At 52.0% G+C, this 17,314-nt stretch carries 15 protein-coding genes and 1 CRISPR repeat array; of the genes, 4 read left to right on the top strand and 11 right to left on the bottom strand.

Going from position 1 to position 17,314, the window contains the following annotated elements; genetic code table 11:
* Window positions 1–313: 313 nt before the first annotated feature.
* Complete coding sequence (locus ACTVJH_RS07730; RefSeq protein ID WP_455989135.1) at window positions 314–871, top strand: nucleoside deaminase; 558 nt, start codon at window positions 314–316, stop codon at window positions 869–871.
* A 47-nt stretch (window positions 872–918) separates the two neighbouring features.
* Complete coding sequence (locus tag ACTVJH_RS07725) at window positions 919–1,959, top strand: hypothetical protein (protein ID WP_455989133.1); 1,041 nt, start codon at window positions 919–921, stop codon at window positions 1,957–1,959.
* Between the two features lie 348 nt (window positions 1,960–2,307).
* Here ACTVJH_RS07725 and ACTVJH_RS07720 read toward each other — a convergent pair whose 3' ends face one another.
* The 11 genes from ACTVJH_RS07720 to cas3 all read right to left on the bottom strand — a co-directional run bounded on the left by ACTVJH_RS07720 (window position 2,308) and on the right by cas3 (window position 15,388).
* Window positions 2,308–3,225, bottom strand: a complete 918-nt coding sequence (locus ACTVJH_RS07720) for a transposase (RefSeq protein WP_455989131.1) — start codon at window positions 3,223–3,225, stop codon at window positions 2,308–2,310.
* Window positions 3,226–3,345: 120 nt separating this feature from the next.
* Window positions 3,346–3,669: a hypothetical protein gene (locus ACTVJH_RS07715; protein WP_455989129.1), complete on the bottom strand. Its 324-nt coding sequence runs from the start codon at window positions 3,667–3,669 to the stop codon at window positions 3,346–3,348.
* Window positions 3,666–3,917 (bottom strand): hypothetical protein, encoded by a 252-nt coding sequence (locus ACTVJH_RS07710; protein ID WP_455989127.1) that lies wholly within the window; start codon window positions 3,915–3,917, stop codon window positions 3,666–3,668. The genes ACTVJH_RS07715 and ACTVJH_RS07710 overlap by 4 nt, the downstream gene beginning before the upstream one ends.
* Before the next feature lie 175 nt (window positions 3,918–4,092).
* Window positions 4,093–6,572: direct repeats of the CRISPR family, unit length 32 nt; unit sequence GTTTCAATCCACGCCCCTGCGTGAGGGGCGAC.
* 177 nt (window positions 6,573–6,749) lie between these two features.
* On the bottom strand, window positions 6,750–7,040 hold the full coding sequence (cas2, locus tag ACTVJH_RS07705) for a CRISPR-associated endonuclease Cas2 (protein ID WP_455989125.1): 291 nt from the start codon (window positions 7,038–7,040) through the stop codon (window positions 6,750–6,752).
* Window positions 7,041–7,052: 12 nt separating this feature from the next.
* Window positions 7,053–8,084, bottom strand: coding sequence for a type I-C CRISPR-associated endonuclease Cas1c (cas1c, locus tag ACTVJH_RS07700; RefSeq protein WP_455989123.1), 1,032 nt, complete (start codon window positions 8,082–8,084; stop codon window positions 7,053–7,055).
* A gap of 49 nt (window positions 8,085–8,133) precedes the next feature.
* Window positions 8,134–8,769 (bottom strand): CRISPR-associated protein Cas4, encoded by a 636-nt coding sequence (gene cas4, locus ACTVJH_RS07695; protein ID WP_455989121.1) that lies wholly within the window; start codon window positions 8,767–8,769, stop codon window positions 8,134–8,136.
* 6 nt (window positions 8,770–8,775) lie between these two features.
* Window positions 8,776–9,756 carry a RhuM family protein gene (rhuM, locus tag ACTVJH_RS07690; RefSeq protein WP_455989119.1) on the bottom strand — a complete coding sequence of 327 codons (981 nt, stop codon included), beginning with the start codon at window positions 9,754–9,756 and terminating at the stop codon, window positions 8,776–8,778.
* A gap of 122 nt (window positions 9,757–9,878) precedes the next feature.
* The gene (cas7c, locus tag ACTVJH_RS07685; protein ID WP_455989117.1) at window positions 9,879–10,739 is read right to left on the bottom strand and encodes a type I-C CRISPR-associated protein Cas7/Csd2; all 861 of its coding nucleotides are present in this window, start codon (window positions 10,737–10,739) and stop codon (window positions 9,879–9,881) included.
* A gap of 2 nt (window positions 10,740–10,741) precedes the next feature.
* Complete coding sequence (gene cas8c, locus ACTVJH_RS07680) at window positions 10,742–12,487, bottom strand: type I-C CRISPR-associated protein Cas8c/Csd1 (RefSeq protein ID WP_455989115.1); 1,746 nt, start codon at window positions 12,485–12,487, stop codon at window positions 10,742–10,744.
* A complete protein-coding gene (gene cas5c, locus ACTVJH_RS07675; protein WP_455989113.1) occupies window positions 12,484–13,149 on the bottom strand; it encodes a type I-C CRISPR-associated protein Cas5c in 666 nt (221 codons plus the stop codon). Before cas5c ends, cas8c begins: the two co-directional genes overlap by 4 nt.
* Before the next feature lie 13 nt (window positions 13,150–13,162).
* Window positions 13,163–15,388, bottom strand: a complete 2,226-nt coding sequence (cas3, locus tag ACTVJH_RS07670; protein WP_455989111.1) for a CRISPR-associated helicase Cas3' — start codon at window positions 15,386–15,388, stop codon at window positions 13,163–13,165.
* Window positions 15,389–15,653: 265 nt separating this feature from the next.
* On the opposite strand from cas3, the gene ACTVJH_RS07665 reads away from it, so the two are divergent.
* Window positions 15,654–16,325: an adenylate kinase gene (locus ACTVJH_RS07665; RefSeq protein WP_455989109.1), complete on the top strand. Its 672-nt coding sequence runs from the start codon at window positions 15,654–15,656 to the stop codon at window positions 16,323–16,325.
* Window positions 16,326–16,438: 113 nt separating this feature from the next.
* Entirely contained in the window at window positions 16,439–17,281 is an 843-nt protein-coding gene (locus ACTVJH_RS07660) for a menaquinone biosynthetic enzyme MqnA/MqnD family protein (protein WP_455989107.1), read from the top strand.
* The last annotated feature ends 33 nt before the right edge of the window (window positions 17,282–17,314 follow it).

The raw sequence follows: 17,314 nt of genomic DNA, 5'->3' as shown, positions 1-17,314 counted from the left end.
CCTCTGCTCGCCATACATATGCATTGTTCACGCATTGCTACCCGAACTGAATCATGGAGGCAAACAGAACACGGCAAACCGACCAGGATATTTCAGGAACCCGGACAAGAACAAATCTGCTGCGATCTCCAGCAAGACATATCTGGACAACGTCCCTGTTTCAGGTACAAAATATTTCAAACAAACATATAAGCCAATGCGGCCAAGCCGCTGTTTTATGTTTTAGGTTTTAAGTTTTAAGTTCAAGCGGTTATAAAATTTTCTTGTTTTTTATGGCAGACTTTCACGAGTAAGGGACTAAAGGCTGCAACAGATGAGCCACGCATCGTCAGACCAATCGAACATCCCCCCTCTTTCGGCATCGGACGTGGACAATCTTCGCCAGGCCATGGAGATCACCAGAATATCGGTCCAGTCCGGCGAAGGTCCATTCGGCGCTGTCATAGCCGGTCCGGACAGCGCCGTGATCATGACCCAGGAAAACACGGCCCTTGCCATGCGGGATCATACAAAACATGCGGAATCGCTGCTCGCCTCAAGATTCTGCCACAAGTATTACAACGACCCGGCGTTCAGGGCCGCTTCTACCTTGTATTCAAGCATGGAGCCATGCGCCATGTGCATGTTCACTATGTTCAAGGCAGGCATCGGTCGGGTCGTCTACGGTCTCAGCGCCGACCGCCTGTACGCAGTTGCCAACCGATACGGAACATGGCCCAGGACACTTATCTCCAGCCACGATTGTGCGCTTCTTATGAGTACCCCCATGATTGTCCAAGGACCGCACCTCGAAGACGAAGCAGAAGCAATTCTCCAGGAGATGCAAAAGATGATCGAGGCGCGACGGGCCAAACAATCTCCTGACCGATAATGCAACGTTCCCAGACGTCCAATGAAAGCACACAAGGAATTGATCCCATGAGTACGCGAAAAGACAATCTGTCCCTGCTCAAAAATTCAGGAAAAACAATCAGACCCGGCCAGAAATTTCTGGTCGACGATTTCCGGCCGGAAGACGCCCAGGGCGTTGCCGAACTCTATTACGCGGCCTACGGGGAAAACTTTCCGGTGGACTATGTCTACAATCCAAAAGAGATTGCAGCGGCGGCGCAGCGCAAAGAAACGCATCTCGTGGTCGGACGCACCGAGACCGGAGACATTGTCGGGTTATACGCCCTGTTCCGCAACCCTCCCGGAAAGCACATCATGGAAGCCGGTTCGTGGATTGTTTTGCCTTCCTATCGAAATACCACGCTCGCCATGCGCATGACGAAAAGGATCCATACCACCCCGCCTCCGCATCTGGAACTGAATGCCATGTTCGGACAACAGGTCTGCGATCACCTCATCACCCAGAAGATGGGCGTCAAATACAATACCATAGCCAGCGGCCTGGAAATTGAAGCCATGCCGCCTCGGCCCGAGGGAGGCGTGGACAAGGGGGGTGACCGTATCTCGCTGCTGGACGGGGTCATTGTCTATCGCGACATCCCTCACGCCGTCTACCTGCCTGTCCGTTACGCCGAAACGTTCCGGAAAATATATACCTCCGGGGAATTGTCCCGAAACATTCTTGAAGACGGCGACCCGGCGCAGACTTCTACATGCACGGTCCAGTCCATGGACCACGCTTCCCTTATCAAGATGACCGTTCACGAACCGGGAATCGATCTTAGCGAGCACCTGGAACGCATGATCCATGACTATCCGGAAAGGCATGTCTATCAACTGGTCCTGCCCCTAACACGTCCTGGAGTGTCCTACGCCGTTGATGCAGCCAGAAAAAACGGCTTTTTCCTCGCAGGCATGCTCCCCCTGTGGGATGACAAGGACGCGATGCTCATGCAGCGGCTGAATCTGCCGACGGATTATTCGAAAATCCAATTATATACCGATGAAGCAAAAGCCCTTCTTGCTGTCATCATCGCGGATAGGGAGTCCCTGCCTGCCACCACCTGATTTTTTGCCAACCAGGCATACAAGAGCTTGCGATCTTGTCCCCTATGCTGCGTGCTCGTATTAATGGGCAAGCTTGGGGATTGGGGACAGGCAAACTATACAAGGCAAGATTGGGGACAGGCAAACTATGCAACTACCCAGACAGAACTCTGGATATGGGCTCACCGCCGACCACATGTTTAACTCTGAAGACAGATTGGTTTCACATCCATGACCCGCAATCCGTTTATCCTACCAGATCAAACGATTTTTCCATCACCCTGTCGAATTTTGAACGCACAAATCCATGCGCAATCGCATGATCGCACATGGGACCCAGGAACAAAATTGTAACGAAACCGATTTCAATCAGGCGTTGGAGAGACGCTTCAGAGAAAACATCCCCTCCAGCCCTTCCACCTTACGCGGGATCTTTTCATGTTTACAGGCAAAGTGGTCATGGAACCGTTTGGAATTGCGGGCAACGAATTCCCGGGTGCCGATGATCCCCGAGTCCGTGAAATACCGGGTCCGGCATCGGAGCCGGTCGGCGGTGGTCAGCTTGTACCCCTTGCTGCGCTCCTTCTTGACCAAAGCCGGATCCAGCCGGGCCCCCTTGCCCGTATCCAGTGCCCCGGTTTCGTAGACGAATTCCCGGTACCTCTGCAGCCGCTCGTCCGGCTTCACGCCCCACTCGGCCATGCCCAGATCCAGACTCAAAAAATCGCCTCGATTGCGGGTCTGCAAATGGTACCCCAGTGACGACCAGCGATAGTCCTCGGGCCGTTTAACAATGTTCGCCCGCACAGGATTGAGATCGATATACGCCAGACAATTGACCAGGGTCCGGCCGTCCTGAACGATGACACTCTTAAACCTCTCGCCCCACAGATACCCTCTGCGCCCATTCTTTTTGTTGTAATACCGGGAAAAGCTCTGCTTGATCTCCTTGACGAACTCCGACAGAGAGCTCCACTTCAATCGCAAATCCGGAATTTTTTGCGGCGAGAACACGGCCTTGGCGCCATGGGCAAGCTTGAACCGCTCACGCAGGGAAAACTCGTCAGCGTGATTCTCGGGAAACATACGCACCAGGAGATGGAAATGGTTGTCCATGAGACAAAACCCCAGGATCTCGGTGAAATAGATCCGGGAAAAGTGATGGATCAACCACTGCAACCGATCCTTGTCAGAACCGTCAAAGGGAAGTCCTGGCAAAGCAGTACGGGAAATGACGTGGTAGACAGTCGGTAACTCGGACACGAGAAGCCGGGGAATACGGGGCATGACGACCTCCGGGTTCTGGAAATGGATGGGGAGAAATGCGGAATTGATAAATTGGAATTGAGGTAGCATGAAGTGCCGAAGAGAGCCAGCATAGTTTGTCTGTCCCCTCTACAACTCTCCTTAATTGTGCTTGTACGCAGAATCATGATCCGGGTGCAGGGACAAAATTCTCAAAAATTCACCCTCACGAAATGCCACTCCCCTGAACCCCTTACCGATGCGAAAAGTGTAAAGCCTGGAGCCTGCCGGACCTTTTTTCGAAAAAATCAGTTCCCATTTAAGTCCCTGGTTGGCATAGACCTGCGGCCATGTCATCCTGGATATCTTGCGGAGCGTATTCAGGACACTACGCTGGTCATTCTTGGCTAATTGGAACAGGGAACGCTGAAAAACCGGGTTGTTCAGATCCAACAAGACTAACTGTTCATTCGCATCAGAGGTCATGACATTTTTTCCTCCAGAACGTCGATATCGGACTCGTGAGCAGGATGCTCCTCAGCCCAGCCAATGGCCTGGTCGATTTCACTCTCTGTAGAAGAGGCGTGAAGCCATTGTTCGTTGTCCGGAATGAAGCGCCCCAATTTGACCGTCCAGACCCCGGGATCGACTTCACTGACCATGACTGCCTTGCCGGCATATTTTTTTCCCAGAGAAATTTGACCACTACTCCCCACAATCTTGATGACGTCCATAGTGCCTCCTTACCTATTATTTTCATAAATCAAGCTAGCACCACCGCATGAAATGTCAAGCAAGCCTGAGAAAAGTAGCCAGACCAATAAGAATTGTGGACAGACAAACTACGCAACTACTCAGACTAAACCCCGGATGACAGCATAGTTTGCCTGTCCCCTCTACCCTCATGGAGTTTCAATCCACGCCCCTGCGTGAGGGGCGACTCATCCTTGGCTGCTGGATCCATGACGACTCCTGTTGTTTCAATCCACGCCCCTGCGTGAGGGGCGACACGGGGGCATTCTCGTTTTGCGTTTCACAAATTGTTTCAATCCACGCCCCTGCGTGAGGGGCGACTTGCATATCGCATCAACGCTTTCTTTCACTCCGAGGTTTCAATCCACGCCCCTGCGTGAGGGGCGACTTCGGCATTGTCGTCCTCCAGGCCGTGGTCGCGTAGTTTCAATCCACGCCCCTGCGTGAGGGGCGACCTCAAGCATTCTCTCGTTGTTCTCTTTCGGAAGAGGTTTCAATCCACGCCCCTGCGTGAGGGGCGACTGATCCCTCTCGTGGCGTTGTTCATCATCATCGAGTTTCAATCCACGCCCCTGCGTGAGGGGCGACTTTGGGGATGCCGCTCTTGGTGTCTGCCTCGGAGCTGTTTCAATCCACGCCCCTGCGTGAGGGGCGACTGTAGTAAGGCTTCTTTCCAAGAGGATCTGGGTTGTTTCAATCCACGCCCCTGCGTGAGGGGCGACAGACGCGTTCTGTGCGCCCGGACAGTCGTTGCCGTTTCAATCCACGCCCCTGCGTGAGGGGCGACGATCACCGTAATCTCGCGGCCGAATTTTTCCTTGGTTTCAATCCACGCCCCTGCGTGAGGGGCGACGATAGTCATAGATTGTTTCCATGCTGTGTTGGGTGTTTCAATCCACGCCCCTGCGTGAGGGGCGACATCCAGATTTATAAAAAGAATAACCAGTTGCTAAAGTTTCAATCCACGCCCCTGCGTGAGGGGCGACGCAGTATTGCCCGTGTTTGTGAGGAAAAAGACATGTTTCAATCCACGCCCCTGCGTGAGGGGCGACGTGGTGGTCATCCCCGGGGGCACGTTTTTGTCCCTGGTTTCAATCCACGCCCCTGCGTGAGGGGCGACTTTACCCCGAAAAATCCAATGAGCAATTTTATCGTTTCAATCCACGCCCCTGCGTGAGGGGCGACGCAATGTCTTATGTACTCAAAACGCCCGAAGTTAGTTTCAATCCACGCCCCTGCGTGAGGGGCGACAATCGCGGCGTGCATGCGCAGGATGGTGGTATCGGTTTCAATCCACGCCCCTGCGTGAGGGGCGACATGTTGTGGTTCTTGCCGCCGGTCCCGCGAGACGGTTTCAATCCACGCCCCTGCGTGAGGGGCGACCTGACCGGGGACGAAACCCCCATCGAGCTGTGCAAGTTTCAATCCACGCCCCTGCGTGAGGGGCGACTGGCTTTTTTGTAATAAATTATTGACTGCATTTCTGTTTCAATCCACGCCCCTGCGTGAGGGGCGACCCAATAACGCTTTCCGTTTGGTCTGATTTCAAGGTTTCAATCCACGCCCCTGCGTGAGGGGCGACCGCCGCCTTTGCGGCAGGCGTAGGACTGATCGATGTTTCAATCCACGCCCCTGCGTGAGGGGCGACAGGGTATTTTTTGGCAAAACAGACGATCTACGAAGTTTCAATCCACGCCCCTGCGTGAGGGGCGACCTGCAAAGCAAGGAATGCCACGTACACATCATCGTTTCAATCCACGCCCCTGCGTGAGGGGCGACCTATTGGGACATGCAAGACGCACTGCATCCCTTGTTTCAATCCACGCCCCTGCGTGAGGGGCGACCTGTGAGGCGAAACGAAGCCTTGCAGGTTGTCATGTTTCAATCCACGCCCCTGCGTGAGGGGCGACGTCCGTGTTCCAGGGCAAAGACGGGCAGGTCAGGGTTTCAATCCACGCCCCTGCGTGAGGGGCGACCGGGTCGGCAAGCCATACGCCACCCTGATGCGGGTTTCAATCCACGCCCCTGCGTGAGGGGCGACACCGGGCACAATGAAGGGAGGGCCAATGGGCTTTGTTTCAATCCACGCCCCTGCGTGAGGGGCGACTTTCTAACACGAAGGCGGGATTTTTGTTTTACAAAAGTTTCAATCCACGCCCCTGCGTGAGGGGCGACTCCCGTCCATCGGGGAAGGGGCGGGCGCGAAGGTGTTTCAATCCACGCCCCTGCGTGAGGGGCGACAGGCGTGTTGACCCCCGGTGTTTATCAGGGATTTGTTTCAATCCACGCCCCTGCGTGAGGGGCGACACACAGCGCAATGCAGGATGCGATCAGAGAGATCGTTTCAATCCACGCCCCTGCGTGAGGGGCGACCTGGTGACCGCGGCCAAATCGATACGGCTGCTGGTTTCAATCCACGCCCCTGCGTGAGGGGCGACAAACAATGGCCAGCCTGCCCGACCTGGAAACCAAGTTTCAATCCACGCCCCTGCGTGAGGGGCGACAGTTACATACTACGCCAAGGTTCAGCACGAAGGTGTTTCAATCCACGCCCCTGCGTGAGGGGCGACCCGCCGCGTACATCAAGGGCATGCGCGACAAGGTGTTTCAATCCACGCCCCTGCGTGAGGGGCGACTGTTTGCCCGGAAACCCACATCTGACGTTGATTCCGAGATGTTGTTCCGCGAACAAAGAACAGCAACAGCAAAAAAATACGTGATACACTCAAAAAAATCTGCAACCTACTGAAAAAAAGAACAAAAAAAACACCGCGAACCTCTCCAGAAAACCATGCCATCTCGAGGTTCGCGGACTACAAAACAAGGGGGCCAAATTGGTCAATTCCGGGCTTGGCTCCTATGTGCTCAACTCGATTTTGCCAATTAGCCCCCAGAAAATAAAACCGAAGACTATCCGCTTCTTCATCCATTTCACGAATCAATTGGGCCTTCAAGTTGACCCATTGCGCTGGATCGACAATGCATTCAAACACCGAATACTGAACTCTTTGGCCATAGTTTGTACAAACCTTGGCGATACGGCGTAATCGCCTTGGACCTTGAGCATCTTTGAGAGAGACATCATAGCTTACAAGTACCATCATCGGCTCATCCTCCTACTTCCAGACAAAAGGTGGGTACGCATCAAGATCACCCCTGATATGACGCGCCAAAAGGAGAGCCTGTACATGCCACAACATTCCTATGGTCATTTTTTCCTTGAGATAAGGGTGGGTCACCTCCTCTTGTTTTCTGTTCTGATAGGCTACAAGAAGTGTTTTGCGGGCTTCGTCACTCAAATGAACAGCCCCACTTTCTGTCAACTTGAAATCCTTCGGAGTAATTTGTCCTCTGTTGATCAAGGTCAGGGCAAGTCGATCCGCAAAAAAGGGACGGAATTCTTCCATGAGATCCAGCGCAAGGCTCGGTCTTCCAGGTCTGTCCTTATGCAGATACCCTACAGCCGGATCGAGCCCGACACACTCGAGAGCACTGCGTACATCATGGACAAGCAGCGAGTACAAAAATGACAGCAAACAATTGATGGGATCAAGAGGTGGACGTCGATTGCGCCCGGTAAAAGAAAAACAAACTTCATTTGATGTTATCAGGCTATTGAAGACGCTAAAATATGTGTTTGCCGCTTCCCCCTCGATGCCACGCAGTGACTCAACATTGTCCGCCCATTTCAGACGCTGCATGGATGCAGTCAATTGCTCGGCACCCTCACGCAAGATTTCCCCGTTTCCCTTGTCCCCATGATCCCGTACGTCACGCAGCAACACCGTCCTGCAGTTGGCGATTTTTCCGACAAGAACACCTTTTGCAATAATCCCGCAGGCATCCGGATCATCAGCCTTTCTGTATTGCTCCCTGCGCAAGAGTACATTTCCAGAAACAGGTCCCTGCATTGTGGCCAGAAATTTTCCATATTCCGTCAGATGAGAGATGGAAACATTGTTTTTGGCACAATGCCCCAAAAGATAGGGACTGTAGGAGACCTGCCCAAAGCAGACGATCCCTCTGAGGGTATGTACCGGAATCCTGGCCATGGTCTTTTGATCCACCCGGACGAGAACACATTCTCCTTCCTTGGCGAGGTAGGTCCCCTGGGTGGTGATGAACAATGTGTTGAGATGTTTTTTCATGTTTTCAATCCACGTCTGGAAGACTATCAGACAGCTCACCCGGCAGCATTCAAAAAGGCTCAGCCGAAAGCACTGAAGAAAGATATCGGGATGCCGAGTGACTGGCCCCTGTTTTCTCCGGTATACAGATTTCTCTCAAAGAACAGGCCTCGCACTTTTTGGTCCTCTTGGCCGAAGGCGTCACTCCCTTGGTCAACATATCATGAATAGCCCCGGCAGTGTCTTCTGTCGAAATCCGAAGGGCACGATCAAACGCCACCTCCTGTCGACGCCTACGTTTCCCGTAGAAAAGGGCACCACACGGCACCTCCACATCCAACATTTCTTCAAGACACATAGCCTGGGCGCATAGCTGAACCCGATCGGAGTCATTCGCCTTGGGCCTCCCCCGCTTGTACTCCACTGGAAAAGGGACCCATACCCCATCCCGTTTGTAGAATTCCACGATATCAGCCTTCCCGGAAATCCCGAGCCGCAGGGACCTGATCAGCAGACAGGAAACAATCCTCCGATCCCCCCGAGTTTCAACCCGCTCAGTATCGACCCGCGAATGCAGCAGCTGTCCCTCGGCAGTGTAGCGGTTTTCCGCCCAGATCTGCTCCAGATGGATAAGGCCACACTGCCGGGGACAAAAGAGATAATGCTGCAAGGCAGAAAGTTGGAAACAATCGGTTTCCTGATACATGATGCGCTATTTTTCGGCGAGAAGATTGACAATCAACCGCACCAAGAGGTCTTTCTTGTCCGGATCACTGGCTGCGGTCATCAATGTCAGGGCTACAAGTGTCCTGGCATCGAGATGCTGAATCTCAAGCACCCCATTCATACGAAGAAACAAGAGAAAGAGAAACGAAGCGATCCTTTTATTGCCATCGGTAAACGGATGGTCCTTGACCAGAAAATAGAGAAGATGCGCTGCTTTTTCCCTGACGCCGGGGTAAAGGTCCTGACCTGCGAAACTCTGCCGGATGGCACCGAGAATTCCAGAAAGTCCATCGCCCCTCTCCCTGCCGAAAAAATCTGTTGCCTCACCTTTTGCTCGTAATTGAGCTTTCAATGATGCAATGGCAGAGCGGGTTTCCTTCAGCTTCAAAAACTTTCTGGGCGGTATTGTCTCTTTGGGGACCGGCAAGGATTCTTCGTCATACTGCCATAAAAGGCGCCAGGTTCGGGCGTAATCATTTACGATATCAAGAACCGCCCTGCCTTCGTCATTGACCATGTCATGACGATCCAAGGTAGTGCCGATCAACTCCAGCATCTGCCTGGCTTCAACAAGACCTTTTTCTGCGAGCCGTTTCCGATTGAGCGTATATCCTTTAACCAGGTGGTCTTTCAAAACCGATGTGGCCCAGATACGAAACTGGGTGCCGCGGATCGAGTTTACTCGATAACCAACTGAAATAATAACATCAAGATTGTAATAATCAACCTGATACGTTTTGCCATCGGCGGCAGTTGTTGCATTTTTTGCAACAACTGCTGAACGATTCAGTTCTCCGATTTTGAATATATTCCGAAGATGCCTTGAAATTACTGACTGATCTCTTCCAAATAATTCCGCCAGCTGTCCCAACGAAAGCCAGACAGTCTCACCCTCGAGACGAACATCAACGGTCGCCGTTCCATCATCTGCCTGATATACGATGAGTTTTCCCTGTTTAGAAACCATTGATCATCCCGTTATGTTCTGTAACAAACCCAGTAGACTTGCAAAGTTATTCTCCCGACTCATTTCAAAAGATATGGATGGCGCTGCAGTGAACAATATCACCGCAACGCCATGGAATTGAGTTATAGTTTTTCAATAACCTCGATACCGGCCGGGGCCTGCCCAACGGTCACTGTATAATCGGCAAAAGATCTGGCCGGACCAGTGGACCCTTCGGATCGCTTGACCTGTACCAGATCAAAAAGCTTGTGCGCCGGGGCATTGCCGAACTTGTTCTCATGCTTGAAAACGATAAGCCTCCTGCTGCTCATGAGACCTCGAGCCGCTGAGCGATCATGTTCAAACATATTGATGAGGGCATCCCACAACAAGTCCAGATCTTCATCGGAAAAATCAGTTTTTCCGGCCAGAGGAGCGGAAACAAATCCGTGGCCCACATACAGTCCATAGGGCACAATATGCTTGCGGCCCATGGTGCGCTCTTTTTCAAGATCTTTCTCATTGGTCACTGCCATGCGGGTGATACTCACTTCCTGGGGAACAATGGGGTCAACGCTCTTGGCAAAGGCCAGCTGAACCGGCCCACGAACCTGACCACAATTGACTTCCGTCGTCATGACTGCCCCAAAGGTCCGAATGTCGTAAAAGTTTGAACACATCCAACCTGTGACCTTGAGCGCGTCTTCAACTTTTTTTGGAAGTTTCTTGGTCTGGGGTTCCAACTCGTACGCTGAATATGCTTCCTTATTCGTCCTGTTCAGCACAGCCTTTTCCAGAATATAAATCTTGAAACCCTCAGCGCCTTCTTTTGTTAACGCCACATGATTGCGGATCTTGCGTTTCAAGCAGACATCCGTGACCAGACCATGCCCTGTTTCCGGATCGATGCGAGGCATATTACCCGCATCGGGATCTCCGTTGGGATTCCCATTCTCGACGTCAAAAAGCAGCACAAATTCGTATCGGTTGGCAATGGCGGTCATGATTAGTTCTCCTTGTTCTTTTTGGTAAAAAAATCTTTACGCTGGTGGTAATAGCCGATCATGAAGAGTCCCTGTTCCTCGGGCGACATGGTTGACGGAAAGTCACTGAACTCATTCATGATGTCCTGTATCATGAAGTCATAATAGAATGCCCTGCTTTTCTTCTCAGGGTCTTTGCGCAACTTGGCCGTATGATTGGCCGAATTCTTGAGCAGCATGTGAAAGACCTGGGCCGGATTAGCGGACGCAGAGCCTAAATACCGATCCTTGATGGTCGCATTGGTTCCGGGAACTGCATCTTCCTGAGCTCTTTCCAGGACGGCAAAAAGTCTGCCGAGTAAATATGGGCGGTCAGTCCTTGTGGGATCGAGTGACACGGGAACCTCCAATTGTTTGTTTCGCACAAGAAATGCTTTGATGAGCGCTGCACGGCAATAGGTCACCTTATGCTCGGCACGAATACGACCCAGCACAACAGGCAACAGACTCTGCGGGTACCTCACGCCGGCAAGCATGGCTCTCGCCATCCCTCCGGCCATCACGGGAGAAACATTTTCCGTTTTGTTCAAAACGGCTGTCTGACGCATGAGAAGCCAGAGGGGCGGAAATTTCGGCTCACTATCATATTGAGGAATGATTTCGAGATCTCGAAAATGCCTGCCGATCTTTTGCAAAAGACCACCCACGGTATCGACTTCCCAGAAACGAATGGACAGGCGAGCGGCATTGGGAGCCAGAGCAAGCAGGTAAAAACGAACGGATTCATCGAGATCCGGCACAATATCCACGGCCTGCCTTCCAGAACGAATAGCCTGAAGCAGATCGTGAATCCTGGTTGTGGTTTGAGGATCCGCCGAGGTGACCGTTTCATTCGCTTCGCTCAAAGGATCGAAAAGGTCGGCTAAAAAATCCTCGGCCGGACTCATTCGCTCGGCCCAGAAAACAATAGTGGCGTCGCCAACAGTGACTTTCTGACGGCTTCCGCGTGTTAATAACGAATTGAGTGCCGTGGTGTAGGCAAAAGCTGATGTCTTACCAACATCAGCCTTGTCTCTGTTATAGGAGACAAATGCAGTTGCATTGTATGAAACTATATACCCACCCGAAGTCTGACCGCCGACAACGCCCTTGATAGGTGTGTGCACCCGTGCCTGAGGCGTATTATGTTCACCACTTATAAGGCAATGAACTTTAGTAGCGTTGTCAGATTTATCGCAATACGCAAACCATGCTTTTTGAATAACTGATCGATTGTGAATAAACCCCTTGGTTCCTTCAAGTCGAAATACCAGATTAGCTGCAGCAATATCATCCCAATCTTGAAACCTTGCTGCTATCTGTTCAGCCTGACTTGGATCCCATGAATCCAAAAAACGAAGTACAGCTTGAGAGCCCTCATCCTCGAAATCTCCGCACTCATTCTCCAATAATTCTTTAAATGCTTCAAACCGCTTCATATTTGCAGCTACGCCATTCTTGTCGCAACCCAAAACATACGCTGACTTATCCCAACAGAAATTGGCCTTTACACCAGAGGTTCTAGTGACTGATGCAGGTACGGCCATCTTACGGGCACGAAGCTTCTTACCTTCCTGTTCCCGCAAATCCTCAATGCTTCGCAAATTCCCATCCCCATCCAGCACCAGGGCAAAAGAGATGTTTTCCATACTAGTGCCATAAGGCGGCATGCCGGAATCCGGGTTCTCGCACATACGTTCATAATATCCGTGCAATGCTTGGAGAATCATGCCCGCACCTCCGAAGAAAACCGCGAAGGAGGTTCTATCACTCCATCCTTCATGACAGCTCTGAAGAAAAGCGGGGTCATATCGTTTTCGAAATCTATGTCCAGCAGCATGTACCCCAATTCCCGGTTCTCGCCCAAATAGCAGGACGAAGGGATATCATCTTCCAGCAATTCAAAAAATGCCGGAAACTCCCTGCAGCCTAGACAAGGCTGATGGAAAAATTGTCCGACCCGGGCTCGACGGTTAAAAATATCCAGATGCTTGCCTTCATTGTCTCCCGGACCGGCCTTGTCGGTCAGTTCAAAATGGGCCTCGATGACGTATTCGACATTGCGTAGCAGGCTTGCTGCCCGCTGTTGCCGGTTTCCCCCTTCGTCGACCAAGAAAAAAAGCGGTTTTTTGTTTCGCATCACCGTGGTCGGATTGGGTTTTGAAATTTTGGAGCTGACCTCATTGCGTCGCACATTGTCGAAAACAATGGGCCGCATCACATGAATTCTATCCACCACCCAGGAAATGGCCGGTTTCCAATGTATGGCCTCCAAAATTCCCCGGGCAGCAGACGGGGTCATGACGTCATAGGAGACCCGCTCCACCTTCATTTCCGGTCGGGTGAAGCAGGCATACTCCCCCCAGACCCGCAGTTTGATTCCAAATGCCATAGGCTCCTCCTTTTTAAACAATCAACTCATCTGCTTGCCACACATCGCCTGCATCCACGCACAGTCCAACGTGTTCATTGTAGGCAGACATGTTGCGCAACACGGGGTAGGTATCCTGAATCATTTCGATCGATCCAGCCGACGTAAGCTTGAACAGTTCCCTGGCCCTAATGGTGACCACAAATTGCTGTAATTTCCGCAAAATAGGACGCGGGTATTCTGAGAATCGCAGTTGTTGGACAAGCGTTTCAGCCTCGGGTTCATGAGGGATGATCACAGGTGTTCCTTCGTCCTCGATAAAGCGAAAATCCTTGGCAATTTCCTTGAAAGGAAAAGATAAATATTTATCCACCGGCGCATCCAAACGTTTGACAATCTGTTTCTTGTCCAGGTCCTGGACGTCGTAAAGCAACTCAAAATAACGGTGCATGGCCACAAGCCCGAGGGGATCATCCTCAATTAGAGTACGCAATGTTTCACCGGCACGACTGGCACAACGTTGCAACCAAGGCATTCTGGGTGGATTTTCCGATTCGAAAACAACAACACGCCCAGGGCCGTTCAGTCTGCCCTCCCGATTACACCGGCCAGCAGCCTGGGCAATGGAATCAAGCCCGGCCATGGCCCGATAGACCACGGGAAAATCCACATCCACTCCGGCCTCGATAAGCGAAGTTGAAATAACCCGACAGGGCAGCCCCTCTTTTAACCGTTGGGAAATGGTATCCAGTACTCGCCGCCGATGCACAGAGTACATGTTGGTGGATAAATGAAATGCGCCGTCTCGTTCAGGAAGTAGATCAAAGATTTTTCTCGCCTGTTTTTTGGTACTGACGATGCACAATACTTGCTCCGGACCGGCAATATGCTCGGAAAGTTGAGCATCAGTGAGACTTCCCGCAAAGGTAACCTCAATGCGTTTAAGCTCCTCGTAGAGACGGCCCGGGTCAGCAATAATTTCCCGCGCCTTCTCAAGACGACTAAAAAGGCTTTCGTCATCCAAGGCCGGCTGGGTTGCCGTGCACAAGACCACTGAACAGCCGTAACGCTCAACCAATTCGCGCAGAGCACAAAGGCATGGCTCCAGATATTCCGTGGGGACGGCCTGGGCCTCATCGAGCACGATGACACTTTTGGCAATATTGTGCAGCTTGCGACACCGAGACGGCTTGTTGCTGAACAGGGATTCAAAAAATTGCACGTTGGTGGTGACGACCACTGGCGCGTCCCAGTTTTCTGCGGCTAATCCTCGCCACCGGTCATAGCCCTGCTCTTCGGGAGTATCTTTATCCCTATAGTTACAATGGTGCTCCAGCACATTCTCACGACCAAACACGGAACTGAAAACCTGTGCGTTCTGTTCGATGATGGAAGTAAAAGGGATGGCATAGATAATCCTCCGCAGACCATGCGCCTCTGCATGGTCCAGGGAAAAGGCCATGGAAGAAAGTGTCTTGCCTCCACCCGTGGGCACGGTCAGGGAGAAAAAACCCGGTTCTTGCTCGGATGAAGCGCGACAATCAGCCAGAACAGATCGCCGTATCGTATTGACTTTGGACGGCAAGGAATTTTTTTCCAATTCGACGAGTCGCTCATTCAATGCGTTTCGCAATGCCCCAAGATCGCTTGTGGACTTTTTGATACGGCTAGAACTCTTGCACGGATCGCAAAACGCTTCAGTGTCGAGAAAATCCGCATCCGTAAGGCAGGAAAAAATCATCCGGGTAAAAAACGACAAGGAAAAGCCTGGTCTTTTGGGCCGCTTTGTAAATGGCAGGCGCAAATCCAAGGAGTATTCCACATCGGGCAGAAACATTACATCGCCAGGGATCCGTTCATGTTTGAGGCGGTAATGCAGTTGTCCCTCCTGAATCCCACCATCCGAGAGACCGCCATGATGCCCGGCGACGACATACGACAAAAGAAGACCCAATTTCCCACCTTTTTCCTGGGCGATTCTGGCCCCGAAAATGGAGTGGTTGACACGGTTTGAACAGCCTTCAAGACGTCTGACAAACTCACCTGTGGCCTTGCCTGCATCGTGCAGCAATCCGGCTGCCATTCCCCAGTTTTCTGCACCGAATGGTGCTGCAAAATCTGAAGCGAATCGGGCCACTTTCCAAAGATGATCTTCAAGCTCCTGCCAATCAGATTTGTCCGGATTGTCGGTCGAATGTGCATAGTATTTCATAATACTCCCAACAACGACTTTCCTTGGTTTTTTTGTCAAATGGCTCATTGATACATCTGATCTCGATGAAGCACAAGAGTGTATTCTTAATTATTACTTTGTCATACAATTGAGAAGAATCATCATGCGATGATGTCATCTAGCTAAAAACCAAAATTCTTTGCCGGGAGGAAATCAAAGATATGTGAACATTTGGAACAAAATGATTATCTCCATCCACCCCCCATCCACCATCATCCCCCGCCTCTGTTATTGACAGGTACCACCTTGGGGGATAAGACTTTGTGAAATTTTTCTAAAGGAGGTTATCGCATTGAATATCTTGATTTTCGGACCCAACGGCAGCGGCAAGGGGACCCAGGGTTCTCTGGTAAAAGACAAATACAACGTGGCTCACATCGAATCCGGGGCCATTTTCCGGCAGCACATCGGCCAGGGCACTGATCTCGGTAAAAAGGCCAAGGAATACATCGACAAGGGCGAACTTGTTCCCGATGAGATCACCATTCCCATGGTTCTGGAAACCCTGCAGGAAAAGGGTGCCAACGGCTGGCTCCTGGACGGCTTTCCCCGCAACAAGGTTCAGGCCGAGAAGCTCTGGGACGCCCTGCAGCAGGCCGATGCCAATCTTGACTACGTCATCGAGATCCTTCTTCCCCGCGAGGTCGCCAAGAATCGGATCATGGGTCGTCGTCTCTGCGTGAACGACAACAACCATCCCAACAACATCTTCATCGACGCCATCAAGCCCGACGGTGACAAGTGCCGTGTCTGCGGCGGTGATCTCAAGTCCCGGGCCGATGATCAGGACGAAGAAGCCATCAACAAGCGTCACGACATCTACTATAACGACGTGGACGGCACCCTGGCGGCCGCCTATTTCTACAAGGATCTGGCTCCCAAGGCCGGTTTCAAATACATTGAACTCGACGGTGAAGGGACCATCGATTCCATCAAGGAAACCCTGATTTCCCAGCTGGATTAATTCCTTTGTGACCGATCCGGTCCACACCAGGTTTACAAATAAAAAAGGGCGGAGTATCCGCCCTTTTTTATTTGTAACCAACCAGCAGGTTTTCCCTTCAAACCGGGGTCATCATGTGTACGCTTCAAATTGGAAAAATCGATTATCTTAATGTCTGGCCTATCTTCCATCTCCTTGAGGCAGACCCGTCAGAAAAAATGAAACACAAACTCGTCCCCGGACATCCATCGTATCTGAATTCCCGCCTGGCACAGGGCTCCATCGACGTTTCCCCCTCCTCTGCCTTTGAATACCTCCTCCATGCCGAAAAGTACCAGATCCTCCCCGGACTGAGCATCAGCTCCAACGGTCCTGTCCAGAGCGTGCTACTGGTAAGCCCTGTCACACTTGACAAACTGCCCGCCTTTCTGGCCGAAAACGACAACCGGGTCCACGTCACCGCAGCCTCGGCCACCTCGGTCAACCTGCTCAAGGTCCTCTGGTCCCTGGCCTGGAATCTTCCCGAACCCGAATGGAAGACAGTCGAACCGGGCGAGGGCCTGGGCAGGGGACTCCCCTTCCTGGAAATCGGCGACCGGGCCCTGCACATATTCAGCGAGCGTCCCGAAGGGTGGCATATCATCGACCTGGGCGAGGCCTGGAAGACCTGGACCGGACTCCCCTTTGTCTTTGCCCTGTGGATCGTGCGAAGAGACCTTGCACCCGACCAGCAGGCCCAGCTCTTTCAACTGGCCAAACGATTGCTGGAGATCAAAGAAAGCGTCCCCCAGAACCTGGAGACCCTCCTTGATCAGGCCATGGACAAGGGATTTTCGCGAAAGGTGCTCCGCGCGTACTGGCATGTCATGAGCTACGAACTGGGCGACCAGGAACAGGCCAGCCTGACTCTCTATGCCCACCACTGCACCCGCCTCGGTCTGCTCAATGGCTGCCCCGCGCTCAATTGGTTCGAATAAAAAAATGCCTCCATCAGGAGGCATTTTGTCTTA

It is taken from the genome of Desulfoplanes sp. PS50, assembly GCF_053851535.1.
This window is presented reverse-complemented; position numbering and strand designations above follow the sequence as displayed.